This window comes from Rickettsiales bacterium (genome assembly GCA_041396965.1).
Lineage (GTDB): Bacteria > Pseudomonadota > Alphaproteobacteria > Rickettsiales > SXRF01 > SXRF01.
Window position 1 is genome coordinate 1,217,048 of record JAWKXN010000001.1, and the last position, 24,032, is coordinate 1,241,079.

25 protein-coding genes are annotated in these 24,032 nt (G+C 38.3%); 9 read left to right on the forward strand and 16 right to left on the reverse strand.

What is annotated here, in order from left to right; genetic code table 11:
- Positions 1-241 precede the first annotated feature (241 nt).
- From R3D71_06340 to hflC, 3 genes are read left to right on the forward strand one after another with little or no spacing between them, the layout of a single operon-like run.
- Positions 242-991, forward strand: a complete 750-nt coding sequence (locus tag R3D71_06340; protein MEZ5691264.1) for a slipin family protein — start codon at positions 242-244, stop codon at positions 989-991.
- 55 nt (positions 992-1,046) lie between these two features.
- A complete protein-coding gene (hflK, locus tag R3D71_06345) occupies positions 1,047-2,162 on the forward strand; it encodes an FtsH protease activity modulator HflK (GenBank protein MEZ5691265.1) in 1,116 nt (371 codons plus the stop codon).
- Positions 2,163-2,186: 24 nt separating this feature from the next.
- Positions 2,187-3,089, forward strand: a complete 903-nt coding sequence (hflC, locus tag R3D71_06350; protein ID MEZ5691266.1) for a protease modulator HflC — start codon at positions 2,187-2,189, stop codon at positions 3,087-3,089.
- A gap of 315 nt (positions 3,090-3,404) precedes the next feature.
- On the opposite strand, the gene R3D71_06355 is transcribed toward hflC, so the two are convergent.
- Complete coding sequence (locus tag R3D71_06355) at positions 3,405-3,932, reverse strand: acyloxyacyl hydrolase (GenBank protein MEZ5691267.1); 528 nt, start codon at positions 3,930-3,932, stop codon at positions 3,405-3,407.
- A 146-nt stretch (positions 3,933-4,078) separates the two neighbouring features.
- Positions 4,079-5,050 (reverse strand): M23 family metallopeptidase, encoded by a 972-nt coding sequence (locus tag R3D71_06360; GenBank protein MEZ5691268.1) that lies wholly within the window; start codon positions 5,048-5,050, stop codon positions 4,079-4,081.
- A 118-nt stretch (positions 5,051-5,168) separates the two neighbouring features.
- On the opposite strand from R3D71_06360, the gene R3D71_06365 reads away from it, so the two are divergent.
- The gene (locus R3D71_06365) at positions 5,169-6,092 is read left to right on the forward strand and encodes a hypothetical protein (GenBank protein ID MEZ5691269.1); all 924 of its coding nucleotides are present in this window, start codon (positions 5,169-5,171) and stop codon (positions 6,090-6,092) included.
- 16 nt (positions 6,093-6,108) lie between these two features.
- Here the strand turns inward: R3D71_06365 and R3D71_06370 are convergent, their stop codons facing one another.
- The 3 genes from R3D71_06370 to serB all read right to left on the reverse strand — a co-directional run bounded on the left by R3D71_06370 (position 6,109) and on the right by serB (position 10,117).
- On the reverse strand, positions 6,109-6,804 hold the full coding sequence (locus tag R3D71_06370; GenBank protein MEZ5691270.1) for a protein-L-isoaspartate(D-aspartate) O-methyltransferase: 696 nt from the start codon (positions 6,802-6,804) through the stop codon (positions 6,109-6,111).
- A gap of 46 nt (positions 6,805-6,850) precedes the next feature.
- On the reverse strand, positions 6,851-8,986 hold the full coding sequence (locus tag R3D71_06375; GenBank protein ID MEZ5691271.1) for a methyl-accepting chemotaxis protein: 2,136 nt from the start codon (positions 8,984-8,986) through the stop codon (positions 6,851-6,853).
- A 252-nt stretch (positions 8,987-9,238) separates the two neighbouring features.
- Positions 9,239-10,117: a phosphoserine phosphatase SerB gene (gene serB / locus R3D71_06380; GenBank protein ID MEZ5691272.1), complete on the reverse strand. Its 879-nt coding sequence runs from the start codon at positions 10,115-10,117 to the stop codon at positions 9,239-9,241.
- Here serB and miaA point away from each other — a divergent pair.
- Positions 10,116-10,973, forward strand: a complete 858-nt coding sequence (miaA, locus tag R3D71_06385) for a tRNA (adenosine(37)-N6)-dimethylallyltransferase MiaA (protein ID MEZ5691273.1) — start codon at positions 10,116-10,118, stop codon at positions 10,971-10,973. The two genes, serB and miaA, sit on opposite strands and share 2 nt — an antisense overlap.
- 5 nt (positions 10,974-10,978) lie before the next feature.
- Here miaA and R3D71_06390 read toward each other — a convergent pair whose 3' ends face one another.
- The 5 genes from R3D71_06390 to R3D71_06410 form a co-directional block, all read right to left on the reverse strand.
- Positions 10,979-11,782, reverse strand: coding sequence for a hypothetical protein (locus R3D71_06390; protein MEZ5691274.1), 804 nt, complete (start codon positions 11,780-11,782; stop codon positions 10,979-10,981).
- Between the two features lie 124 nt (positions 11,783-11,906).
- A complete protein-coding gene (locus R3D71_06395; protein MEZ5691275.1) occupies positions 11,907-12,602 on the reverse strand; it encodes a hypothetical protein in 696 nt (231 codons plus the stop codon).
- A 6-nt stretch (positions 12,603-12,608) separates the two neighbouring features.
- Positions 12,609-13,199 carry a hypothetical protein gene (locus R3D71_06400; protein MEZ5691276.1) on the reverse strand — a complete coding sequence of 197 codons (591 nt, stop codon included), beginning with the start codon at positions 13,197-13,199 and terminating at the stop codon, positions 12,609-12,611.
- A gap of 25 nt (positions 13,200-13,224) precedes the next feature.
- Positions 13,225-13,803, reverse strand: coding sequence for a hypothetical protein (locus tag R3D71_06405; GenBank protein ID MEZ5691277.1), 579 nt, complete (start codon positions 13,801-13,803; stop codon positions 13,225-13,227).
- A gap of 137 nt (positions 13,804-13,940) precedes the next feature.
- Positions 13,941-14,126 carry a DUF1674 domain-containing protein gene (locus tag R3D71_06410; protein ID MEZ5691278.1) on the reverse strand — a complete coding sequence of 62 codons (186 nt, stop codon included), beginning with the start codon at positions 14,124-14,126 and terminating at the stop codon, positions 13,941-13,943.
- Positions 14,127-14,186: 60 nt separating this feature from the next.
- On the opposite strand from R3D71_06410, the gene rsmB reads away from it, so the two are divergent.
- Positions 14,187-15,518, forward strand: coding sequence for a 16S rRNA (cytosine(967)-C(5))-methyltransferase RsmB (gene rsmB / locus R3D71_06415; protein MEZ5691279.1), 1,332 nt, complete (start codon positions 14,187-14,189; stop codon positions 15,516-15,518).
- Positions 15,519-15,573: 55 nt separating this feature from the next.
- Here the strand turns inward: rsmB and pstB are convergent, their stop codons facing one another.
- Positions 15,574-16,326: a phosphate ABC transporter ATP-binding protein PstB gene (gene pstB / locus R3D71_06420; protein MEZ5691280.1), complete on the reverse strand. Its 753-nt coding sequence runs from the start codon at positions 16,324-16,326 to the stop codon at positions 15,574-15,576.
- 163 nt (positions 16,327-16,489) lie between these two features.
- On the opposite strand from pstB, the gene R3D71_06425 reads away from it, so the two are divergent.
- Positions 16,490-16,831: a hypothetical protein gene (locus tag R3D71_06425; protein ID MEZ5691281.1), complete on the forward strand. Its 342-nt coding sequence runs from the start codon at positions 16,490-16,492 to the stop codon at positions 16,829-16,831.
- Positions 16,832-16,862: 31 nt separating this feature from the next.
- On the opposite strand, the gene R3D71_06430 is transcribed toward R3D71_06425, so the two are convergent.
- Positions 16,863-18,926, reverse strand: a complete 2,064-nt coding sequence (locus R3D71_06430; protein MEZ5691282.1) for a ComEC/Rec2 family competence protein — start codon at positions 18,924-18,926, stop codon at positions 16,863-16,865.
- A gap of 16 nt (positions 18,927-18,942) precedes the next feature.
- Here R3D71_06430 and gltX point away from each other — a divergent pair, with 16 nt between their 5' ends.
- Positions 18,943-20,322: a glutamate--tRNA ligase gene (gltX, locus tag R3D71_06435; protein MEZ5691283.1), complete on the forward strand. Its 1,380-nt coding sequence runs from the start codon at positions 18,943-18,945 to the stop codon at positions 20,320-20,322.
- Positions 20,323-20,445: 123 nt separating this feature from the next.
- Here the strand turns inward: gltX and truA are convergent, their stop codons facing one another.
- Complete coding sequence (gene truA, locus R3D71_06440) at positions 20,446-21,249, reverse strand: tRNA pseudouridine(38-40) synthase TruA (protein ID MEZ5691284.1); 804 nt, start codon at positions 21,247-21,249, stop codon at positions 20,446-20,448.
- Between the two features lie 76 nt (positions 21,250-21,325).
- Between truA and R3D71_06445 the strand changes: the two genes are divergently transcribed.
- Positions 21,326-21,748, forward strand: coding sequence for a hypothetical protein (locus tag R3D71_06445; GenBank protein MEZ5691285.1), 423 nt, complete (start codon positions 21,326-21,328; stop codon positions 21,746-21,748).
- 3 nt (positions 21,749-21,751) lie between these two features.
- On the opposite strand, the gene fmt is transcribed toward R3D71_06445, so the two are convergent.
- From fmt to R3D71_06460, 3 genes are all read right to left on the reverse strand, one after another.
- Complete coding sequence (fmt, locus tag R3D71_06450) at positions 21,752-22,672, reverse strand: methionyl-tRNA formyltransferase (protein MEZ5691286.1); 921 nt, start codon at positions 22,670-22,672, stop codon at positions 21,752-21,754.
- Positions 22,673-22,694: 22 nt separating this feature from the next.
- Positions 22,695-23,267 (reverse strand): peptide deformylase, encoded by a 573-nt coding sequence (gene def, locus R3D71_06455; GenBank protein ID MEZ5691287.1) that lies wholly within the window; start codon positions 23,265-23,267, stop codon positions 22,695-22,697.
- 132 nt (positions 23,268-23,399) lie between these two features.
- Positions 23,400-24,020 (reverse strand): hypothetical protein, encoded by a 621-nt coding sequence (locus R3D71_06460; protein ID MEZ5691288.1) that lies wholly within the window; start codon positions 24,018-24,020, stop codon positions 23,400-23,402.
- Positions 24,021-24,032 lie beyond the last annotated feature (12 nt).

A 24,032-nucleotide genomic window follows, 5' to 3' on the forward strand; every position in this document is an offset into this window, starting at 1 on the left:
GTTATCTACACTTGAAATTACCACAAATATCACTAAAACATATCATGGTACACGTAAAATATTAAAGAAGCACAGATCTTGTTTTTATTTAATGTAAAGGTGCACCTCACATTATTTGGTGTTTGCCGGATATACTAGCGTAAAGCAAACATAGAGATAGGTTTGCAAGTTAAGACTTCCCCTAACTTTATGTAGTGTTTTCAGCAAACACCTATTACCTACCGAAAGACGATAATTTACCATGATGCAGATTACAATAATATTACTAACGATAACACTATTTACAACGATAGTTTACTCATATCTACGACTCTTTAAGAAAGTCACGATTTTTGATTATGAGAATGGTCTATTTTATAAAAATGGTGTGTTTGTAAAGTTACTAACTGCTGGAAAATATAAATATCTTCCCTCTAACAGCACTATAAAAACTATAGATATGAGAAGAAAACATTTGGTATTATCCGGACAGGAGATTTTAACCAAAGACAATATCAACTTAAAAATAAGTGTAGTAGGTTTTTATGAGATTTCTGATCCAATAAAAGCTGTAATGGCATCAGAGAACTACATTTATGAAATATATACGATAGGGCAAATAGCTGTCCGCGACATTATAGGTGGAGCGACAATTGACGAATTGCTAGAAAACAAAGACGAGATAAATGATAAGCTGCTATCAAGGGTAAAGTCCGATTATGAAAATATTGGGGTTAAAACGACTTTATTCTCAATAAGAGATATAATGTTACCTCAAAATCTAAAAAAAGCATTTTCTAGTATTTTAGAAACTAAAAAAGAATCACAAAAACAACTAGAGAAAGCAAGAGGTGAACAAGCGTTGCTAAGAAATCTAGCCAATTCTTCCGAACTTTATAAAAACAACCAATCTCTCTTGCAGGCGAGAATAATACAAATTTTATCCGATGGGGGTAACAGTATAGTTTTCAATTCAGATAATAATATACTAAACAGTACACTGAAAGAATAACTATAAAATTATAGCAATTTGAACTGTAAATTCACTAGAGCGTAAGGAAAATAATATGGCATGGGGTGATAAAGACAATAACAACGGTCCTTGGGGAAAACCAACCATAGTTGGCGGAAATGGTGGTGGAAAAGGCTCCGGTGGAGGTGGTCCCAAAGAGCCAGATTTTGAGGAAATCTTAAAAAAACTACGTAATAAATGGAAAAGCCTATTTCCTGACGATGGTAGCAACAATAAAAAAGGCTTCTCACTTATATTTGTAATATTTTTATTACTTTGGTTATCTTCCGGTATTTATTTTGTAAAAACTGATGAGCAAGGTGTGGTGCTACGTTTTGGTGAATACAACCGAACAACTGGCGCTGGACTTAACTATCATATGCCATATCCAATAGAAACCGCCCTTACTCCAAGAGTTACTACCATTAACCGAGTAGGAGTAGGGTTTCACTCTGGTAATAATTATTGGAACGGTAAAATGGATACCAGCAAACCATCTATACCCGAAGAGAGCCTAATGCTTACTGGTGACGAGAATATAGTTGATATTAATTTTGAGGTACAATGGAAGATAGATAAAGCACCAGACTTTCTCTTTAATGTTCGTAACCCTGAAGAAACTGTAAAAGCGGTGTCAGAAAGTGCCATGAGAGAAGTTATAGGTAAAATAAAAATAGCTACTGTGCTTGCTGAAGGTAAGTCAGAAGTTGAGCTTGATACCAAAAAACTTATACAGGAAATGCTTGATTCATATAATGCTGGTATAAACATAGTAAAAGTAAACTTACTAAAAGCCGACCCTCCGGCGCAAGTAATTGACGCTTTTCGTGATGTACAAACCGCGCGCGCTGACCTTGAGACATCAAGAAACCAAGCGCAGGCCTATCGTAATGACATTCTACCAAAAGCTAGAGGTGAAGCCCAAAGAATGATTCTTGAGGCGGAGGGGTATAAACAAGAAGTAATAGCAAAAGCCGAAGGTGAGGCTTCTCGTTTTCTTGCTGTATATAATGAGTTCCGGCAAGCGCGTGATGTTACGAAAAAACGTATCTATCTCGAGACAATGGAAGAAATATTGGATGGCATGAACAAGATCGTTATGGAAAGCAAAAGCTCAAACGGAGTTTTACCATACTTACCACTTTCACAATTAGATCCAGCAAAAAAATAATGATAAATCCACAGGAGTAAACTAATGAAATTTTTAACTTTTGGTTCTGTATTCATCCTACTTGCTGCGTTTCTTGTATTTAATTCAGCTTTCGTAGTCAGCCAAATTAATCAGGCTCTAGTTCTACAGTTCGGCAAACCAATAAGAGTAGTAAAAGATCCAGGTCTTGCCTTCAAAATACCATTTATCCAAAATGTTGAGTATTTTGATAAACGCTTGCTTGATTTTGACGCTGATTCAAATGAGGTAATCGCCGCTGATCAAAAAAGGCTTATTGTGGACGCTTTTGTTCGTTATCGTATTACCGATCCTCTTCGCTTCAAACAAACGGTAGGCAATGAAGCAACAATGCGTAGCCGCCTTGATTCCATCTTAGAATCAAGCTTACGCCAAGTTCTTGGTAGTGTCCCTCTTTCCGATGTATTATCAGAAAAAAGGGCTGAGATAATGTCAGATATAAAAGACCTAGTTAATTTGCAAGCAACCGGAGAAAAAGTAGCTGGAGGAGTAGATAATATAAACGAAGGAGGATTCGGCATAGAGATAGTGGATGTGCGGATAAAACGATCTGACCTGCCGCCAGCGAATAGTAACGGTATATATAAAAGGATGCAAACTGAACGTGAGCGTGAGGCTAAGGAGTTTCGGGCTAAAGGCGCTGAGGACGCGCAAAAAATACGCTCACAAGCGGATAAAGAAAGAACTATTATACTAGCTGAGGCAAAGAAAAAATCCGAGATAGTACGAGGCGAAGGCGATGGAAAAGCGACTAAAATATTCGCTGACTCATTTGGTCGTGATAAGGATTTCTTCCAATTCTACCGCTCTATGCAGGCCTACAAAAAGACATTAAACAGAGACAATACAACTATGATAATGTCACCAGAAAGTGAATTCCTTAGATTCATGGAAAAGGACAGTAATTAATTATCCATAAAATCGGTCATAAACCACCACTTTTAAGTGGTAAACAAGTAATAGTTTACATGCGTAGCATGTACGCTTATTGCTCCAACCACTTTAGTGGTAATCCAACCTACCGACTTCAGTCGGTAGTGGTTGAGTTGTAAAAATTTTTTACCTCCATAGTAACTTGTGGTAATAATTACCCAAGTTCCTATGGGAACTGACTCTTTCGGATTCGGTTTTGTGCCATCTCATAGAATCTTAGAGTTGTGTGGTAATATCCTGTTCTACGTTCTACTCACCACAGTATGACAAATGTTTATGCCCTATATAGCCCTAATATCTTATAATCTGATCCATAGGTACGGAGTAAGTAAGCAGAGCCGCCTCCGACCCAGGATTATGCTTATATATACTAGCGTTAGATATATGATTAAAAGCAAGTCCTAAACGATGTTCATTTGGAAACTTATAGGCAAGCTCTATACCAGAACGAAACTCTATAGCACCACCAAGCTCTTTACCATCACCTTTTGTATAAAGACCAGCGGCAAAATTTGGAATTAGATATAGCTGGTTATCTATCAACTCAACATCCCAACTAAGACCAGCATAACCGTAAACTGATTTATCAGTGGTTACATTAATCCCAACCATAGGGCGAACATTATATTTTATAGGACGAGCGCGATACTCAATACCAAACTGGGTAGAAGTATAATCATTCCTGATAACATCAAAATAACCAATATAACCAGTAATATAATCTTTGTTATTTTCCTCTGCTAAACTTATAGAAGAATTAAATGCCAACACCGATGAAATAACACTGGTTAAGAAGACTACCTTATTTACTGATTTCATGAATAACAGCTCCGTATCTGAAATTTTTACGACTAAGAAAACTTCTTATAGCTTCCTACATATAGTCAGCTTTTGTATATTATTTACAATTTATAGTAAACATAAAACGAATATATTACGATATTTTTTGAGACTAATGTATATAGCTATAATCCAGCCATATCATGGCTTAGATATTTTTTTGGATTAACTGGGTTCTTTCCCTCATAAAGCGAAAAGAATAGCTGCGGAGTATTAACGTCACCGCTATTACCAGCATATCCAATAATATCACCCTGCGCTACCCGCTCATATTTATCAACTATTATATGGCTAAGATGCGCGTAACCAGTGGTCTTATTACCGGAGTGTTTTATAAACACCATTTTCCCATAACCTTTTAGCTTATCACCAACATATACCACCTCACCATCAGCCGCCGCCCACACCGGATCGCCACGCTCAGTCATTATATTAATGCCCTCACTTGCTTTTCCACGACCTTTCGCACCAAATTCTGAAATAACCTTTCCACCAGCTAGCGGCCACCTAAAATCAGAGGTTTTACTAGAACTGCTACTACCATTAGAGGCAAAAACACTATTATCTGGCTTATAAGACGCTTTTGAGTTTTCCGTGCTCCACCCTCTAATCAACTTTTCCGTCTCAGCATAAACTTCTTTTTTTGATGACTCTTTATCAACCATAGGCTTCAACACAACTTCTTTGCCTTTTTGCTCACTTGATAGCAGAGATAGGTTTTGTTCTGGTCTCTCTACGATCTTACTATTATTGCTAACAGTTACCGGTGATGCGAGATCAGAAACGCCAACCGATCCAACAAAAGCGTGATGCCCTGTATTTTCCGCTACTGTAGTCACATATGAATTACTATAGTTACTCTTAAAATTATCAATATTATAACTAGAATCATAACTAGATAGATAGTCGACCCCACCGCCAGATGTTGCCATTGAGCTATAATTACTAGCCGTAATTTGTGATTGCTTTATATGACTGTCATTATTGCCTAAAGCATAATTATTTTGCCCTTTAAGCACTATCTGCGCTGGCTTTGATTGTGTGCAACCGGCAACAAAAGCCAGACATGTGACTAATATAATAATTTTCCTTGACATAAGAACCTCTAACGCCCTGTATACAACAAATACCGCTATTTGTCATTATTAAAGAGAAAATTATTGCGCGCACGAAATAGTTAAGTATATTTAATATAAACAACTTAAAGGTTTAGCTATGGATATCTCAAATAAAACAATGTTAGAGCAGGCACAAATGCTCACTGATTATATACGCTCACAAGCCACCGATAAACCGCAGAATGATGAGGTTGTAAAAATCGTTCTAAAAGAGCAACAAGATAGACTTGAGAACACTGCTCGTTATATTCAACGGAACTTAATGAAGCGACTTCTTAACTTAGTATATAGTGACAATGCCTTAGAAAGAAAAACTAATGAATACATACATGCCAATACCATATCTCCATTAAAAGACCATATAAACGGAGACGATTTTATAAGAATCAAAGAAGACTTTGATAAAAATGTTAGTTCAAACTCAAACCAACAAGGTGTGGCGTTAGAATTACTTGAAGTTATCTTAAAAAGAAGCAGAAAAAAATTATCAGATATTGATAGCGGAAAACCTCATGAAGAAATGCGTGCCAAACTAGAACAGTTTATTGATAAAGAAATACTAGATAAAATCTCTGATCAGCTAAAAGAAAAAAAGCTAGATTTGTCTGATATTGATATTAACAAGAAAACTCCTGACGAGGTATACAAGGAATTATCCAAAATTGTAGACCATAATTTTGTAAAAGAATTTTCCAATAAGGCGATGGCTAGAGTAGATAAACTCGCTGATAATATCAAAGTTCAGTTGAACAATGAACATATAAAAACAATGGAAGATCTTGAAAAATTTGCAGAACAAACAAGAGCTATTTCTCCTAAAGCACGTAGACTAATTCCAATTGATATTCCCAACGTATCTCCACCTAGAACATTTGTTGAATTAGCTGAAAGAGGGAAAAATATTAAAACCTCTCTAGGAAAAGCTATAAACGGCAAAACAGGATTAGAAAAAGAAACTCTTAATCAAGCCGCTTGGACAGAAAAGACCGAAGATAAACCAGTTACTTATAAAACTAGATAATAAAGATATAAGACCTCTACCTATCCTCAACCAACGGCACGAAGCGAACATCCATAAGGTCTTCGGTAATAATGCTGCCGTCTTCTTTCTTAGTGATGCGCAACAATTTTTGAACACCTGCCTCATAACCAACCGGAATTATCATTATCCCTCCTGCGGATAGCTGCTCTATTAAGGATTCAGGCACTTCTTTAGCCGCCGCCGTTACCATTATTCTTTCAAAAGGAGCAGCCTCCTTCCAGCCTTTAGAACCATTAGCGCATCTTAGAGCGATATTATTTATATTAAGCTCCGCGAATCTTTTTTCCGCTACTTCCATTAAATCCCTATGCCGCTCAACAGTATAGATCATCCTCGCCATTTTAGACAAAATCGCTGCTTGATAACCAGAACCAGTTCCTATCTCAAGCACCCTCATTCTTGGTTTTACGGAAAGAGCTATGGTCATTTTAGCCACGACCATCGGTTGACTGATCGTCTGCCCACAAGCTATCGGAAGAGCGGTATCATCATAAGCATGCTCTATAAAAGGATCTTCAACGAACAACTCGCGTGGAATAGTTTCCATAACTCCAAGTACGGAATTATCATAAACCCCACCATTGCGTAAATTCATCAATAAACGTATTTTATTGGAGGACGACTGAAAACTCGCCGGACACACACTTGGCGATTTCTGAAAAAACTCATGAGATTCTTCTATAATATCCACAATATTATTGTGTAACGGGATAAGATTAATTTTTAATTAATTTTGTCTATCCAGCTCTTACATTATCAAGGAATTTATTTACTTCACCACGCAATATCTCAGCCTGTTTAGACAATTCACTTGAAGCTGCTGTCATCTGTACAGCGGCAACCCCAGTTTCATTAGATGACTGCGACACTAATTCAGAGTTTTTATGAACGTCATCACTATTATCAGCTGCCTGCTGTAGATTACGGGTTATTTCTTTAGTAGCTACTCCTTGCTCTTCAACAGCCGCAGCAACCGCACTTGCTATAGTGTTAATATCATATATTTTCTCACCTATATTTTTAATAGCATTTACGGTTTGGCTAGCGGAATCTTGAATCGCTGATATATATTCAGATATCTCTTCTGTTGCCTTTGTAGTTTGTCCCGCTAGGCTTTTAACCTCACTTGCAACAACCGCGAATCCCTTCCCAGCATCTCCAGCTCTTGCCGCTTCAATAGTAGCGTTTAGGGCGAGCAAGTTTATTTGTGAGGCTATAGAATTAATTATAGCAACAACATCCCCTATTTTTATAGATGCCTCACTTAATCCCTGCGCTGTACTATCGGCTTTTTTAGCGTCATCTACGGTATTAGTGGTAACGCTAGTAGCTTTAGCTATTTGGCTGCTTATTTCGTTAATAGCAGATGATAATTCGGAGGTGGCACTGGATACAGTCTGTATATTACTACTAGTACCTTCAATTTTGCTAGATAGAGTTTGCAGCTTTGATTTATTGCTTTCAACGATTCCAGAAACTGATTTTGATGTAGCCTCCATCTCAGTAGCAGCGGATGCCACCATATCAACAACATTTTTAACACTGGATTCAAAATTATCAGCAAGCTCTAATCTTGTTCTCTTTCTATCTTCTGCTGCTTCTAGTTCTACGTTTTTCTGTTCTTCTACCAATTTTATATTTTGTTTATAATTCTCTCTGAACATTTCTAGCGCTCGCGCCAAATCTCCAAGTTCATCGGAACGTTCTTTATACTCTACATCAAAATCAGCATTACCATTCTGTAATAAATCTATTTTTTTAAGCAGCAAGTTAAATGGCACAGTAATGCCACGTGCGACAAATATAGCAGCGGCAATAATTAATATCAAAACTATTGCGCTTAGTAGAATCTGTGTTTTTATAAGAGAATATAAAGGCGACATAACCTCCGCTTCATCCATCTCACCTATAATCGCTAATTTTGTTCCAAGATATTCCATAGGCAAATACGCTGAAAAGACAGGAACTCCTCTATAATCTTTAATATGAGATACTCCATCACCTCCTGCTAGAGCGGCTTTTACAGTCTCTGTTTCTACCTTAGTCTTAAGCATAGTAGATTCTTGTGAAAATCTAGAGTCACTACGCATATAAAAATCAGAGCCAATTATATATGTCTCACCACTTTCCCCCATACCAACAGAATTTTTCATTATAGAATTGATACGTTCAATAGGCATTTGGAAAACAAGACTGCCTAAAAATTTGCCATTCATATCCGTTATTGCCTTACCAATAAAGGCGGCAGGAGCTCCAGCACTCGGAGAATATGGTCTAAAATCTACAAAGCTAACCTTATTAGGATTGTTAAGAGTTTTTTGATAAATGACAAATAAATCCGTATCTCTAAGTTCTTTGCTTTTAACGTTAGCCGCAAAATCACTTTCCTTAAACACGCTGTAAACAACGTTACCTTTATCATCTATCAAAAATATATCGTAATAACCTCGTCTTTGCAAAAATGAACGTAGCCATGGATGATATTTGGAGTGAGTATAAGAATAACTAGAACCATCTTTTGCAAAGTCTAGCTTATCTTTTTGTCCTAATTCATTTGGATTTTCTGCAATATAAAGTCTTTTTAGAGTTTTCTCTTGATCAAAAAACAAGTCATCCCATGCTGACTTAAAATCAGCAAGTGAACTTATTACAGTTGAGTTTGAACTAAGTATGTTAATATCTTCTTCTATCGAGGATAAATATCCAGCAAGTGCTTCTTTGCGAGCCGCTGTAACAGCTTCCAATTTTTTTTCCGATTGTTTAAGCATAGCCTCACTTGTTTCATAAGTAGACATACCAATAATCAAAACCCCAGTTAAAAATGCTGCGCTTACCGCTAACCCTATTATCTTATGTGATATTTTTAAATTCATACTAACGCCCTGTATTTTCTAAAAATGGTTAATTTTGGAACAAGTATCTCAAAATAAAACAATATTTATATGGCAATAGTTAAATAAACATTAACAAAATGATCTGATTTAATCATTATTTTTTAGCAAAAATAGTAATCCTCATCAGTCTACGCAGGATATTTCAGGGCGTGGATAAATTTTTATACCTTCAATTATTGAATACTGTATAGATATTATGCAAAAGGATAATTTCGCAATGTCTATTATCCTTTACCTTTTAATAACAAATCTTAAAACGGATAAATCACAATGATTTAGCTGTGCGTTAGCTTGCGCTCTCACTACCGGTTTCGCATGATAGGCAACGCCAAGCCCAGCGGCAAGCAACATCGGCAAGTCATTCGCGCCATCACCTATCGCTATAACCTCATCAGCGGAAATATTAAGTTTTATACAATATTCCTGTAACTTCGCTAATTTCGCCTCTTTGCCTAAAATTGGTAAAATAACCTTACCAGTAAGCCGTCCATCCTTAATTTCCAGCTTATTAGCAAAATCAGCGTCAAAGCCAAGCTCTTTACGCACCCTGCTAGTAAAAAAAGTAAAGCCACCAGAAACCAACACGCTATAACCACCATTTTCCTTAAAATCAGCGAGCAATTCCTTTGCTCCCGCCATCATTTTCACCCGTTCATTGTAACATTCCTGCAAAATTTCTTCTGGCATTCCGGCAAGCAGAGCTACCCGCTCACTAAGAGCTTCCTCAAAATTAAGCTCTCCATTCATCGCCCGCTCGGTAATGGCGGAAACTTCCGCTTTTTTACCAACAAAATCCGCTAACTCATCAATACATTCCACTGTTATCATGGTGGAATCCATGTCGCTGATGAGTAGTTTTTTCTGACGCTTAGAAACTTCTTGCGCGATAGCGTCATATGGTTGATCAGCGAGTATTGCCTGAATAGTAGAGTTTAGAGCGCCAAGCGCTGAGTACTGAGTAAATAATTCACACGCTTCACCATCCGCTATCCATCCAATTTTTTGTACGGCAACCTCTTGTGAGGCTAACGACAGCACCATAGACTGTACAAAAGCCTCAGATAAGGCTATTTTCTTTTTATCAGCAAGTAATGTAATAACAAAATCCATGAGTAAACTTCCAAATATCAAAATTATAGTCGGGGCGACCGCTAGCGGCAAATCAGCCACCGCCCTTTCCTTAGCGCAAAAAACCGCCAGCGTCATCATAAATGCGGATAGCCAACAGGTCTATAGTGACTTGCGTATCCTCACCGCTCGCCCCACACCAGAGGAAGAGGCTATCATCACCCACAAATTATATGGTATAATGGCAGCGCATGAATCCTGCTCAGCGGGAATCTGGCTACGCTACGCTAAAATGGAAATTGACTGGGCAAGAACACAAGGCATCACCCCCATAATCGTTGGCGGCACCGGACTATATATTAAGGCACTCACCCAAGGCATCGCCGAAATTCCTGATATTGATGAAACCGTAAGAGCACAAGCTATAAATGATTATGAAGAGATGGGTAAAGAAGCGTTTAGCGAAAGACTAAAAGCTGTTGATCCCGAGTTTTTCACCCGCCTAAAAGTCTATGACAAACAAAGATTGATACGAGCGTATGAGGTTTGGCTAGGCAGTGGCAAAAGCCTTTCTTGGTGGCAAAGTCGTGAGGTTGTCGCGCCATATTCCACAGATGAGCTTGAAATTACTAAAATAGAATTACCTCGCGAAGAGCTTTATAAACGCTGCGACTCTCGCTTTGATAAAATGATTGAACAAGGCGCGCTAGAAGAGGTAAAAAACATTAAGCTCCTAAAGCTTCCCGATAATCTGCCGATTATGAAAACCATTGGGGTACGTGAATTATCCAGCCACTTACAAGGTGAATGCGCATTGGAACAAGCGATAGAAAAATGCAAAACCCTCACCCGCAACTACGCCAAACGCCAGATGACTTGGTTTAGACATCAGCTATAACGCAATTAGACGCTTCTTCCTTTCGGGTTTCCTTCTCCTTTTATCGTCGTTTGCCAGTTTTTATTTTCGTATGGTTTCTTGTCAATTTCTAACAAATCAGCAAGAAAGTTTATGGTAATTTTACGCTCTATCTCCGGCGACATTTCAGCAGAATTTATATAGTCTTCGTTCCTTATCCCAGATTTTTGTCTGGAAGAAATTAGCCTTTCAACATGCATGGCAGGTATTTCAAATTCATTTACATATGATTTATATTTCTTATCTTTGCTCAGTGCTTCTTTAACCGCATTATTTTTGGGTATTACCAATTCATCAACATAAGCCTCAAGTTTTCTCATGGCAGATTGATAGGTGGGAGCAGAGGTGATATCATTTATGGCTTGAGTCTGTTGTAACATTTCCTTATCACCAAAAACCTTACTCTGTATGGATGACTGCACTTGAAGATTTTCTATGGCTCCTTCCTGCATTCTTGTCTGACCGGCATGGGTAAGTTCATGAGCGATAATACCTTCCAAAGTGGGCTTATAGTCTTTGTTTTGATAATTCTTACCTTTTGTGTGTTCCAACTGTTCAAAATTAACGATTATCTTGTTTTCATCGTTAAGATCAAGATAACCTACCGGCATTTTATCTGAAATTTCAATCGTCACCGGTTTTTTATGGAGTTTGTATGCATTATTAAGTAAGTTCTTACCAATTCCCCAAGCATCCGGTGAAACAAGCCAGTCCATTGCCTGCTGAACGCGTCGCTGTTCCTGCGGTGTGCCACCTTCTATCGTATATAATATCTTTTCTTTCTTAGACATAACACTCAACGACATAATCAAAATTAATTAATGTAAATATATTAACAGAGCGTTCCTGACACACAAATTACATTTGTATGACAATGAATACTACACAAACAAACCATTAATCACTTGATTTACATTAATAAAGTCCTATCGGCGGCTTGTTTTTATTAGCCCTTACCATATTCGCGTAGCCAATGCTTTGCTCGACTCGGCTTTGTATCGTTTTTTCTCCTACGGAAATTCCGGTATTATCCGCTCTCTTTTTTATCTTTCCAAGAATAGCGCTTACCACTTTTTCCACCAGAATGGCTGGTTTTTCTATGGTGTTTACATAATCAATATAGACTGGGTTTCTGTTCAACCTATATTTTATATGACATGCCTCAGGTTGCAGAAAATTCCTTACATATTCACCGATATTATTACTATCCGTACCTTGTCTTTTATCAGAATGTTTTTTGCTATAACTATCGTGATATTGTTCTATTAACGCTGCGATATTCCAGCTCTTTTCCTTAAAATCAGCCTGTCCAGCATGTTTTAGCTCGCGTGCCAGCCGAATGGTCAGATTATTTCCCTTCAATGATTCAGGAGTGACACTTACAGTATGCTCACCCATAAGATTATTATAAACATTATCTTTGTAATTATTAATCTCTATGGAAACCGGCTTTTTATGAACCCTGTAAGCGTCCCTAAGCAAATTCTTTCCAATGCCCTTAGCAGCCGGTGATAACAGAAATTCCATAGACTCACGCACCCGAGCGCATTCCTGTTCACTTCCACCTTTTATTTTATATAATTCACTATCTTTCAGTGATTGTTTTACCATAATAATTTACTTACCAAGCTCATTAGGTGTTTTTCTTAATGGAACCATACCAACAGAATTAAGCTTACTATTATCTCTTAAGTTCTCCACATTATTACCGGCAAGAGACTTTCCATAAGCCGATGCCATTTTTATATCATCTTCCGCTACCATAAACCCTCCAGAAATCAACATCTTCTTAATATCCTCAAAAGATGGGTGCACCCCCTGTTTATGCATTCTTTCCATAGCGTTTTTAAGCATAGAGTTATCAATTTCACCAATCCTATCTGGATCTAAAAAACGCCTATTTACATACCTCACTATCCCTTTCGCTGAATCACTTATAATTTTCTTAGCTTCATGAGACACGGTAATATTATCTGCAGATAAGCTATTTTTCTTTACATAATCTATTGGTCTCTCAAAAGCCTCTTCAGAAATCGGTAACTGTGGAATATCGTCATAAATCTTCCCTTTTGATTGGTATGATGAAAGATGCGCCAATATCCTCCTCTTATACAACTGCGCCTCAGCGACCCCAACCACACCATCACCATTAACATCAAGAATCTTCTTGAATATCAACTCTGGATTATAGGTCACGTCCGACACCATCCACACCTAAAGCAATGAAAAGAAATTACCTTGCCGTCCCAGTTATCTCTCTAGTAATAGCTGGAGTCATAGGAATAACCGGACGTTCGCTCACACCATCTCTACCAGCCACTGCCGTATTTTTATCCGTAGCCAAGTGTTGAGCATAAGCGGCACCAGCTCTTACAACCCCATCATCAACCTCTATGCCAGTTGACGCTATGGTTTTCTTCAATTGTTCAAATGAAAGAGTCACCCCATTTTTGTGCATTCTTCTAATAGCATCTGCCATCTCATCCGCGCCAATAGTTTCTCTTCCATTTGGATTAAAGAAATTTTGATTAGTAATCCTTATTTCATTACCTATAGAACCGACAAAAATTGATAAGGCATCTGATGAACCGAGTTTTAGACCAGACTTAACAAACGTAGCACTTGCTAATTTATACGGATCAAGTCCATGCTCTGTTGTCGGGTATATAGGAAGCAGTGGATCTTCATTCCTCGCCAGAGAACTAGCCGAAGCGGCAGCTATCTCTCTTGCCCTTTGCTCACTAAAAACACCTGTACCACTTGGATCAAGATGCTGTCTTAATTTTTGTACTTCATCTTCTCTATTTTCCATTTTATCCATCCAAAAATTCAATATTAGCCATATATAACAGGCATAACACATGAAAAATGGTTAATAAACAATAATTATATTACATTTGGGTTACATTAACTTTACTAGCGCTAGAGCTGAAGAAAAATATAAACAACTTAAAAATCAACACATTTCCCAGCTATTTCCCAATCTCCAAATCTAGTAGGGTCAGCTCCCCCTCTACCACCTATCTCCACAGATGGCTTGTTACCTTCCTTATTTACGCCAACTTTTTTCTCATCTTTATGATTATCATCTTTTACTTCTACAGTTTCTTCTGGTACTTTTTCTTTATTTTCCATAAGCAAGTCACTTCGTTATCTATTGCAACACTCCGATAAACTACCTGATTATACAGTAAAATGCCCGCGCAAAAAACAAAAACCTTACAAAATAAACAGCCACATGACGCCCGTCTCAGTGCGCTGATGGCACTTGTCCACACCCTTGATAAAGGAAAGTCACTAGATAGTGCTTGGGAAAGTGACCGTCATTTTTCCTTTATGAATCCACCAGATAGAGCCTTTACCCAGCTACTCGTAAAAACCACGATCCGTCATCTCGGTCAAATTGATGAGATGATAGACAAATTCATAGAGCAGCCTATAAATAAAAAAATTATAAAAATTAAACATATAATACGTCTTGGCATCGCCCAACTAATCTGGCTTGAAACCCCACCTCACGCCGCCGTCCATTCTACAGTTGAACTTACTAAGAAAATAAAAATGGCGGGTCTTAGTGGTTTGGTAAACGCGGTCTTAAAACGTATGGTAAAAGATGGAAAGGAAGTAATTGATAGTCAGGACGCAGAAAAAATCAATACCCCGAAATGGCTCTGGGAAAGTTGGGAAAAATTCTATGGAACTGATAAAACACGCAAAATAGTACAAATGCACACAGCAGAACCACCGCTTGATATAACCGTAAAGAATGATCCTAATTTTTGGGCAGAGCGCCTTGATGGCAAAGTAGTATCCGAAAACTCCGTACGCTTATCATCTTCAAAAAACATCACAAACCTTCAGGGGTTTAGCGAAGGAAAATGGTGGGTTCAAGACATTGCCGCCTCAATACCAGCCAAGCTACTTATTAAAAACATCAAAAACTTAAATCAAATGAATATTATTGATATGTGCGCCGCGCCTGGTGGCAAGACAGCTCAATTAATAAACGCTGGAGCTAAGGTGACAGCCATTGATAAATCAAAAGAACGAGTAAACACCCTTAAAATAAATCTCCGCCGCTTAAAACTCAAAGCAAACTGTATAAACGCTGATGCGCTTAAGTGGCAGCCAGATTTTACTCCTGACGCTATTCTGCTTGACGCTCCGTGCTCATCAACCGGAACTATTCGCCGCCATCCCGACGTAGCGTGGCACAAAAAGCCGGAAGACATCACAAAAATGACTATTATCCAATACAGTCTTATAAACCACGCTCTTAATATGCTAAAAACTGGTGGTTTACTGGTATATTCTGTATGCTCGCTACAAAAAGAGGAAGGAGAGGAACAAATAGAGCAAATATTGAACAAGCGTGATGATATTGAGTTAATTAAGATAAAAGCCGATATGGTAGATGGCAAAAAAGATTGGATTAATGAGATTGGGCAAATACGAACACTACCATGTTATTTACAAGAAGAAGGTGGCATGGACGGATTTTTTATCTCTATTCTAGTTAAAAAATAATATGTTAGATCGAATTCTAACTAGCTTACACATATGCTCTTAGAACATGTATAAGTCACCCATAGCGACCGGTTATATAGTCCTGAGTTTGCTGGTTTTTTGGCGAGGTAAATATCTGGCTGGTATCACCTGATTCTATAACCTTCCCCATGTGGAAAAAGCTGGTTTTTTGTGAAACACGCGCTGCCTGCTGCATAGAATGGGTGACTATCACTATAGTAAAATTATCTTTAAGCTCGTCTATAAGCTCTTCTATTTTGGCGGTGGCTATGGGATCAAGCGCTGAGCATGGCTCGTCCATAAGGATTATCTCAGGATTTACCGCTATGGTACGGGCGATACAAAGACGCTGTTGCTGACCGCCGGAAAGCCCTGTTCCTGAATCATGCAAGCGGTCTTTTACCTCATCAAAAAGACCAGCTTTACGCAAAGAACTTTCTACCAATTCATCAAGCTCAGCCTTGTTTTTAGTTATATTGTGGATACGAGGTCCATAAGCGACATTATCATATATAGATTTTGGAAACGGGTTAGGCTTTTGAAATACCATACCAATCCAAGAGCGAAGCTGTACTACATCCTGTTGTTTTGAGTTTATATCGCAGTCATCAATTATTATCTCACCTTCCACCCGACATATATCAATCGTGTCGTTCATCCGGTTGATACAACGCAAAAAAGTTGATTTCCCACAGCCACTTGGACCTATTAACGCTGTTACCGAGTTAGTTGGAATGGATATATTAATATCAAAAAGAGCCTGTTTCGCTCCATAAAAAACATTTAGGTCTTTGGATATTATCTTCATACCATAATTATAAGTAGGTTGGATTGCAGGGGTTATCTATCATTATTTTTTAGCGCTTGCAACAATTCAGTGGAATCATGGGTAATTAAAGATTTGACTTATTAATATTTATTAAATACTGTAACCGGCGGTTGTCGTAGTAAAAAAATAGGGAGAAATTATCATGGACGGGACAGGAAGATTTGATGAAGTGAATGTAGTAGTCTCTGGAGAAGATAAAGATAAATTTATTAATCATGTTCAAGCACTAACAGCAGCTATTGAGGCTACATCTAAAGAGATCGCCACCAACAAGTCAATAAGTATTAAAACTATAGATCAAGCTATAGATAATGTCGCTCAAAGATTAAAAGGATATGATTTAAAAAAACATAAACAAGAAATAAAAGCTATTTTAGCAAACGCTCTTAAAGCGACAGCAACACAGGAAATACCTAGCGCTAACGCTCAAGGCGCTTCTGGAAGGAACAATACACTTTATGAAGCGATAAAGCGCGGTGTATAGCATCTGTTTATTTAACTTATTAAGATATAGCTCATTCCACCCATATACGTTTTCCGCGTAGGGTAGAGCTGTTTTTTACCTCTACATTATCTTGTATAAAGCGTAGTCCGGTCGCGCCATTTTTGCGCAGGTAGGCTTTGTCTATGAGTAATGGCACATTTTTACAGCCCTCTCTTCTATCCAGATAGTTAGGTGAGATTACTATATCAGGGTCATCGTCACAGCTTTCCTCTATATTTTTACGGCTACGCATTATGGTGATTTTTTTACCATCTATGGTCAGACGGCATTTATACCTGTTACACTCACCCACATCTTTACTCAATTCCTTAACGGATATAACATCCTTACTACCGTGTTTTTTCATCCATAACTCTGCCTCAAAGCTGTTTTTCCTACCACGTAGGAATATAAATTCTCCGGTTTTAAGACGCAGGGCTATTTTTTTACCCTCATCATTTATCAGCATGTCATATGGCTTATATAAAAAAACGGTCATCATACCGGCGACAATAAAGGGTATGCCGAGTAATCGCCATTTTTGCTGCCACAGGCATAACCATAATCCAGCGAATATAATGGTTACTAGTCCATAAAATGTTGGAGAGGCGACATTTATCGCTGAATACGGCAATGAGGAAAAGAACGCCGCGCCACGAATCATTAATGAAATACCCCAATCAAGTACCATTAGCGGATAATACTCTCCGCTAAACGGCATAAATAGAAAGGCGAGAACCGCCGCAGGCATTATCACGAATGAAACTAGCGGCATAAGCAGCATATTGGCGGCAACTGACCAAATGGTAAAACGATTGAAGTTATAAATCACAAATGGCATGGTAGCTAGCGTGGCGACCAATGAGGTAAACATCGCCGCCAAAAAATAGGTTTTTATCCGCTGTGAAAAACTCATCTCAGAGCGATAAAGCAGATAGGAGAATCTTTCATAGAAAGCTAGTATGGCAAGAGTAGCGGCAAAAGAAAGCTGGAAACTAGCGCTAAGTAATGATTCTGGCTGAAGAATGAGAATAATAAGAGCCGCCCACGCTAGAGAGAACAGGCTAATCCCGCTCCTATCACATAAAATAGCTAGCATCACGCTTGCTACCATAATGAAAGAGCGAACAGCCGAAGTTGGATAGCCAGCGAGTGTAAGATAGGCAAACGAACTGATAAGGGCGACGACCGCTGATATTTTTTTGATATTAAAGCGCAGAGCAAACGGCATATACAAACTTAACAAAAACCTAACGGTTACAAAAACTAGCATTGCCGCTAGCGACATATGCAGACCAGAAATTGAAAGCACGTGATATATACCGGAACTACGCATTATTTCTTTTATATTATCCGAAATTCCAGATTGCTCACCAACCATAAGGGCTGCCGCTACATTACCGCTGTCGCTACCCATCTGCCTTATTATATTTTCCGTAATAGATAATCGCAGGGCATTAAGTGATTGCCTAAAATCACTAGAAGCGGATTTTTGTATAATAACCGGCTCTTCTACCGAGTAGCCGACAGCGCCGAGTTGCTTGTAAAAGAACATACGGGCGAAATCATACGAGTCGGGCATAGAAGGAGTTGGCGGTGGGAAGAGTGTCCCCCGCAATGATACAATATCGGATATATCAATATTATCGCTATATTTTCTTAGAGTAACACTTATATATTTTGGAGTATTTTCTAAGCTGACTCCCGCTATTTTTAATTCAGAAAGGATAATTTTTTTACCCTTACGGTGATTTATAATATCAGTAATCTTACCTTCAATTTTACGGAAAAATATTTCTTTACGCAAAACTGGGGCGGCAACCTCATAAGTTCTTATCTCAGCACGCAATATGCCTAGCGATATTATGAACAAAGAAATAGCGAGAAGCTTAAGACTTGGATTGCGACGAAATAGTAAAATTGTCACGATCAGCACAGCGCACCCGTAAAATGTCCGGTAAATGTCAGGCTCACTGTTCAAAGAAAAATAAATGCCAATACCAACAGCGAATAACACGGGAATCCACAATACAAAACGCTGTTTTTCGTTGTAAAGTAAATGTTTAAGCTTTATAAGCTGGTTCTTTATTAACATTAAAAATCACTTATTTATTATGACCGTTATAACCCGTTTCGCTCCCTCTCCTACCGGATTTTTACATATTGGTGGCGCGCGCACCGCTTTGTTTAACTGGTTATACGCCAGACATCATAATGGAAAATTTCTACTACGGATAGAAGATACTGATCGCAGCCGTTCAACAACTCAGGCGACAGAAGCTATTATAGACGGAATGCGTTGGTTGGGTCTTGATTGGGATGGTGATATAGTTCATCAATTCTCCCTTGCCGCCCGTCACAAAGAAGTGGCGGATGAGTTACTAAAAAAAGGCAAAGCTTTTTATTGCTACACCACACAGGAAGAGTTGCTGGAATTCAGGGAAAAACACCCTAATGAGAAATTCCGCAGTCCTTACCGGTCTGGAAATAAAACACCACCAAATGGAGTTCAGCCAACAATCCGCCTTAAAGCACCAGACACGGGAGAAACCATAGTTGAGGATAATGTACAAGGGGTAGTAAAAATCTCTAACTCTGAGCTTGACGATATGATATTACTACGATCGGATGGCACTCCCACCTATATGCTAGCGGTAGTGGTTGATGATAATGATATGGGGATAACCGATATTATTAGAGGTGATGACCACTTCACCAATAGCTTCCGTCAAGCGCAGATTTATAACGCTATGGGTTGGAGCGTGCCATGTTTTTCACATATTCCGCTAATACATGGCGCGGATGGCGCGAAACTTTCTAAACGTCATGGCGCGCTTGGAGTTGGTGAATATAAAAATATGGGATACTTACCAGAGGCGTTACGCAATTATCTGTTGCGTCTTGGTTGGTCACATGGTGATGATGAGATAATATCCACCGCTCAGGCTATAGAATGGTTCAATCTTGAGGCTATCGGCAAGTCGCCATCACGCTTTGACTTCGCTAAACTTGATAATCTAAATGGTCATTATATCAGAAATGAAGATGATAAAAAATTAGTGGAACAAATAATCCCGCTAATAGAAAAATCAAGTAAGAGCGTAGAAGAAAAAAATAATATCTTAATTCCGGCGATGGCTGGGCTTAAGCAGCGGGCAAAGACATTGGTGGAACTAGCGAAAGCGGCGGAATTTTATGTGGTGGATACTCCAGTTGCTCTTGATGAAAAATCTATAGAAATATTGAGTAATGGTGGCAGAGAAATAATAAAATCATTACTCAATGAGCTAGAGGTGGTTAGTAGTTGGAACAGTGAGGAAATAAAAAATATCTGCAAAAATTACGCTGAGAAAACCTCTAATAAACTTGGTAATATTATGTCGCCAATACGTGCCGCTATCGTTGGTAAAACTACTTCTCCGAGTATGTTTGAGGCAATGGCAATACTTGGTAAGGAAGAAAGCATAAAAAGACTAAGGGAGGTATTATAGGATATTTTTATATTTCGTCTCCGGTATTTCCTACTGGAATCCCATAAAGCATTGCTGAAGGCTAACTCGGTCTGGCTTACCGAGTTTCTTGTCCTCTATTGCCTGATGCCTAGTGTCTAGCCCTTAGTAATCAACACCGATAAAATACAGCCCTGAGGCTGGGCAGGTTGGTCCTCCGGCTTTTCGGTCTTTTGCCTCAAGCGCTGTTCTTACATCCTCCACCTGCCATTTACCTTTACCAACCAGACTTAAAGTTCCTACCATATTTCGTACCTGATGGTGTAGGAACGAGCGAGCGGAAGCGGTAATATGTATTTCGTTGCCACGACGTATTATGTCCAGTTTTTCTAATGTTTTTTCTGGGGATTTTGACTGGCACATTGTATCACGAAAACTGGTAAAATCATGATGACCAACTAATATATTCGCGGCTTCTTGCATTTTCTTATCATCTAGTTCCTCAATCACGTGCCAAGCTCTGCCCTCTTCTAAGGCAAGCCTTTGCCTGCGATTGATTATACGATACATATAATGTCGTCTAATCGCGGAAAATCTAGCGTCAAAATCATCACCGACCGCTTTCGCGTCAAGCACCGCTATACGATTTTCTGGCCATAGCTTGTTAAAGTCTGCAGCCATATTTTCTTGGGAAATTGGCGGGTTGAACAAATAATAATTTATTCCCTGCATCACCTTAAAACCATCCATTTTCCTGTCTATATCAATATGAGCGACCTGTGCGGTGGCGTGAACACCAGAGTCTGTTCGTCCTGCTCCGACTACATTTACCCTTTGTCTACAAAAATGATATATGGCGTTCATTAAAGCTTCTTGGACTGTTGGCTGATCATTCTGTCTTTGCCATCCGGCGTAGTTTGTGCCATCATATTCTATTGTTAGTCGGTAGCGTTGTGTTTTTTTGGTCATTTTGTTTGATTCTAGGATTAATTAATGTATAGTAACCTTTATTATCATATTACTTAAATATCTATTATAAAATATTATGCCAGACCATACATATGATAAAATAACAAGTCAGGTTAAATCTGAGTTAAATAGAAAAAATAAGCAATTCTCACAAGTTACTGATGATATAGAAAATAATATAAAAGCCGCTGTTGCCGCTATATGGCATATGGATATAGACAAAAATCACAACTACACAGGGGTTGTAAATACTTATTCTATTGATTGTCCGCCAGAAATGCTAAAGCATGACCGAAATAAGGCAGAAAGTCTTACGTCATCTCTGACCGCTTTAATAGGTAAAGAAATAATAGAACAAAAAGTAATAGACGATATTAGCGATTTTAATACACAATATATAAAACTCGCCTCAGCAGGCAGTATAGAACATCAATGTATCACTAACTATAGCAGAGCGGTAGATAATAAAAAAATCGCTGACTCAAAAAAAGGTAGATAAACATTATAGTAGTCTTACTCCTTTATTAATAGGAAAAGATTTAAGCATTTCGCTTGCGTGCATCCGCTTTTTGTTTGGTCTTTGTACTTCCTCTATTTTTAATAAACCGTCTTCACAAGCTATTGTAAGCTCATCATCAACGGTACTACCAACTGGAAATTGGTTATTATCAGATGTTTCTACTAGATTAGCTGAAAAGATTTTTATATTCTCACCGTTATAAGTAAAATAAGCCGCTGGTTGTGGGCTAAGTCCGCGTATCTGATTATATATTTCCTGAGCTTTGCTAGCCCAATTTATAGCTCGTTCTTCCTTAGTTATTTTCTTGGCATAAATCACACCCTCCTCTGCCTGTTTCATAGGCTTTAGAGTATCTAACTGTCGCAAGGCATTTAATAACAATGCCGCTGATTTTTCCGCTAGTAAATCGTGCAATTCGCCAGCATTGTGGTTTGAAATTTTTATATTATCCTCTTTAAGCAATATATCTCCTGTATCAAGACCAACATCCATTTGCATTATACAAATTCCGGTTATTATATCACCAGCCATAATTGTACGCTGAATCGGAGCCGCTCCTCGCCAACGCGGCAGTAATGATGGGTGAATATTAATACAACCAGATGGGCAGGCTTGTAAAATCTCTTCTGGCAGTAGCAAACCATAAGCGGCGACAACCGCTACGTCAGCTTTATGAGAAGCAAACTCTTTCTGAGCTTCTTCTGTTTTAAGGCTTACTGGAGTATATACAGCTATATTATTGTCATCAGCGAATTGATGAACAGGTGACTTTTGTTCCTTCTGTCCTCTTCCAGCAGGGCGTGGTGGTTGGGTGTAAACAGCGACAACTTCATGCTCACTCTCATACAACGCACGGAGCGCTGGAAGCGCGAACAAAGGTGTCCCCATAAATATTATTTTCATCTAAGAACTACCTACACCTAAACTATCCATGATTACAATGTTCATCGTGGACATGGTCTGGATCAAAAGCGCCGGCTTTTTTAAGCTTTACAAGCCTACGATTTATTATATCACGCTTTAATTTTGATATGTGATCCACAAAGGTTATGCCATTCAAATGATCAATCTCATGCTGAATACAGGTGGCGAGTAGACCAGCAAACTCTTTTTCCTGACTGTTACCATCTAAATCAAGATATTTCACCTTAACGGATGATGGTCGCACGACATCAGCGAACTGTTCAGGAAAAGATAGGCATCCTTCCTTAAAATTATGCTCATCTCCTGAATCAGAAATTATTTCAGGGTTTATTAACACGTGCTGTTCGCCTATATCAGCTTTGTGGTTATTATCCTCTTTCCATTCAACATCAGCGACCAATATACGTTTTAGAACACCAATCTGAACAGCGGCAAGACCAATCCCTCTCTCATAATACATTGTATCAAACATATCACTTACTAAAGCACGAATTTCATCATCTACTTTCTTAACCGGTGATGATTTGGTTTTAAGCACCGGATCTGGTGCTATTATAACTTGGCGTATGGTCATTTCTTATAAATACCTCTATAATATTATATATAATTTATGCTCGGTGGATTATAACACATCATTTCGGATAATTTCTATTATTTTTTAGAAAGATAACTTAGTTTTCCTCATTATTTTTGAGGCTAACTCTCCCTAGTCACCACCCTTATCAATAAGGTCATATTTTGATATCCCCTGATTATAACGGCTTTTACGGTTAACCAGATTACCTTCTTTGTCATTATAAAATTCATCATCATATAGATTAATACGAGATTTTACCTCTGTATCAGAATCATCAAAAATATCATATTCTCCACTAAGCATTTTATCTCTGGATTTATAATATACATCAAAGAAACCACCAGATTTACTATCTTTCTCTAATTTTTGTTCTTTTTCATAAATAACCCGATCTATGGAGTAGTTAGCAAGTGTTTTTCTCTTATGTTTTTCCTGTTCTAAATCTATAGTAATAGCTGGTCTTGTCCTATCTGTTAATGTTGTCGCGCTATTAACTATAGAAACCCTACCAGCTTGTGATACCGCTCTCCTACCATCATCCGCTATATCATCAGAAGCGTAAACTGAAGATGGAATGGCTAAAAAAATAACAATTTTATAGTTAACCAACCTTATTTTTCTCCAGAAAAACAAAGTTGTCTCGCTCGCTACGCGGCGCAAAACCGACTCTCTCGGAGTTGGTTTTGATAGTAACTTATGGTAATTCTTACCACAAATTACTATAAGAAATAATCTAATTATCTTATTCATTATGTTATGCTT

Excerpts from the sequence above, each read along its gene's own strand:
- R3D71_06365 (MEZ5691269.1), top strand. The coding sequence starts at position 5,169 with ATGGATATCTCAAATAAAACAATGTTAGAGCAGGCACAAATGCTCACT.
- R3D71_06395 (MEZ5691275.1), bottom strand. The coding sequence starts at position 12,602 with ATGGTAAAACAATCACTGAAAGATAGTGAATTATATAAAATAAAAGGT.
- R3D71_06445 (MEZ5691285.1), top strand. The coding sequence starts at position 21,326 with ATGCCAGACCATACATATGATAAAATAACAAGTCAGGTTAAATCTGAG.
- R3D71_06410 (MEZ5691278.1), bottom strand. The coding sequence starts at position 14,126 with ATGGAAAATAAAGAAAAAGTACCAGAAGAAACTGTAGAAGTAAAAGAT.
- hflK (MEZ5691265.1), top strand. The coding sequence starts at position 1,047 with ATGGCATGGGGTGATAAAGACAATAACAACGGTCCTTGGGGAAAACCA.
- truA (MEZ5691284.1), bottom strand. The coding sequence starts at position 21,249 with ATGACCAAAAAAACACAACGCTACCGACTAACAATAGAATATGATGGC.
- R3D71_06355 (MEZ5691267.1), bottom strand. The coding sequence starts at position 3,932 with ATGAAATCAGTAAATAAGGTAGTCTTCTTAACCAGTGTTATTTCATCG.
- R3D71_06360 (MEZ5691268.1), bottom strand. The coding sequence starts at position 5,050 with ATGTCAAGGAAAATTATTATATTAGTCACATGTCTGGCTTTTGTTGCC.
- pstB (MEZ5691280.1), bottom strand. The coding sequence starts at position 16,326 with ATGAAGATAATATCCAAAGACCTAAATGTTTTTTATGGAGCGAAACAG.
- serB (MEZ5691272.1), bottom strand. The coding sequence starts at position 10,117 with ATGGATTTTGTTATTACATTACTTGCTGATAAAAAGAAAATAGCCTTA.
- R3D71_06340 (MEZ5691264.1), top strand. The coding sequence starts at position 242 with ATGATGCAGATTACAATAATATTACTAACGATAACACTATTTACAACG.
- R3D71_06375 (MEZ5691271.1), bottom strand. The coding sequence starts at position 8,986 with ATGAATTTAAAAATATCACATAAGATAATAGGGTTAGCGGTAAGCGCA.
- miaA (MEZ5691273.1), top strand. The coding sequence starts at position 10,116 with ATGAGTAAACTTCCAAATATCAAAATTATAGTCGGGGCGACCGCTAGC.
- R3D71_06460 (MEZ5691288.1), bottom strand. The coding sequence starts at position 24,020 with ATGAATAAGATAATTAGATTATTTCTTATAGTAATTTGTGGTAAGAAT.
- R3D71_06390 (MEZ5691274.1), bottom strand. The coding sequence starts at position 11,782 with ATGTCTAAGAAAGAAAAGATATTATATACGATAGAAGGTGGCACACCG.
- fmt (MEZ5691286.1), bottom strand. The coding sequence starts at position 22,672 with ATGAAAATAATATTTATGGGGACACCTTTGTTCGCGCTTCCAGCGCTC.
- R3D71_06405 (MEZ5691277.1), bottom strand. The coding sequence starts at position 13,803 with ATGGAAAATAGAGAAGATGAAGTACAAAAATTAAGACAGCATCTTGAT.
- rsmB (MEZ5691279.1), top strand. The coding sequence starts at position 14,187 with ATGCCCGCGCAAAAAACAAAAACCTTACAAAATAAACAGCCACATGAC.
- R3D71_06400 (MEZ5691276.1), bottom strand. The coding sequence starts at position 13,199 with ATGGTGTCGGACGTGACCTATAATCCAGAGTTGATATTCAAGAAGATT.
- R3D71_06430 (MEZ5691282.1), bottom strand. The coding sequence starts at position 18,926 with ATGTTAATAAAGAACCAGCTTATAAAGCTTAAACATTTACTTTACAAC.
- def (MEZ5691287.1), bottom strand. The coding sequence starts at position 23,267 with ATGACCATACGCCAAGTTATAATAGCACCAGATCCGGTGCTTAAAACC.
- hflC (MEZ5691266.1), top strand. The coding sequence starts at position 2,187 with ATGAAATTTTTAACTTTTGGTTCTGTATTCATCCTACTTGCTGCGTTT.
- R3D71_06425 (MEZ5691281.1), top strand. The coding sequence starts at position 16,490 with ATGGACGGGACAGGAAGATTTGATGAAGTGAATGTAGTAGTCTCTGGA.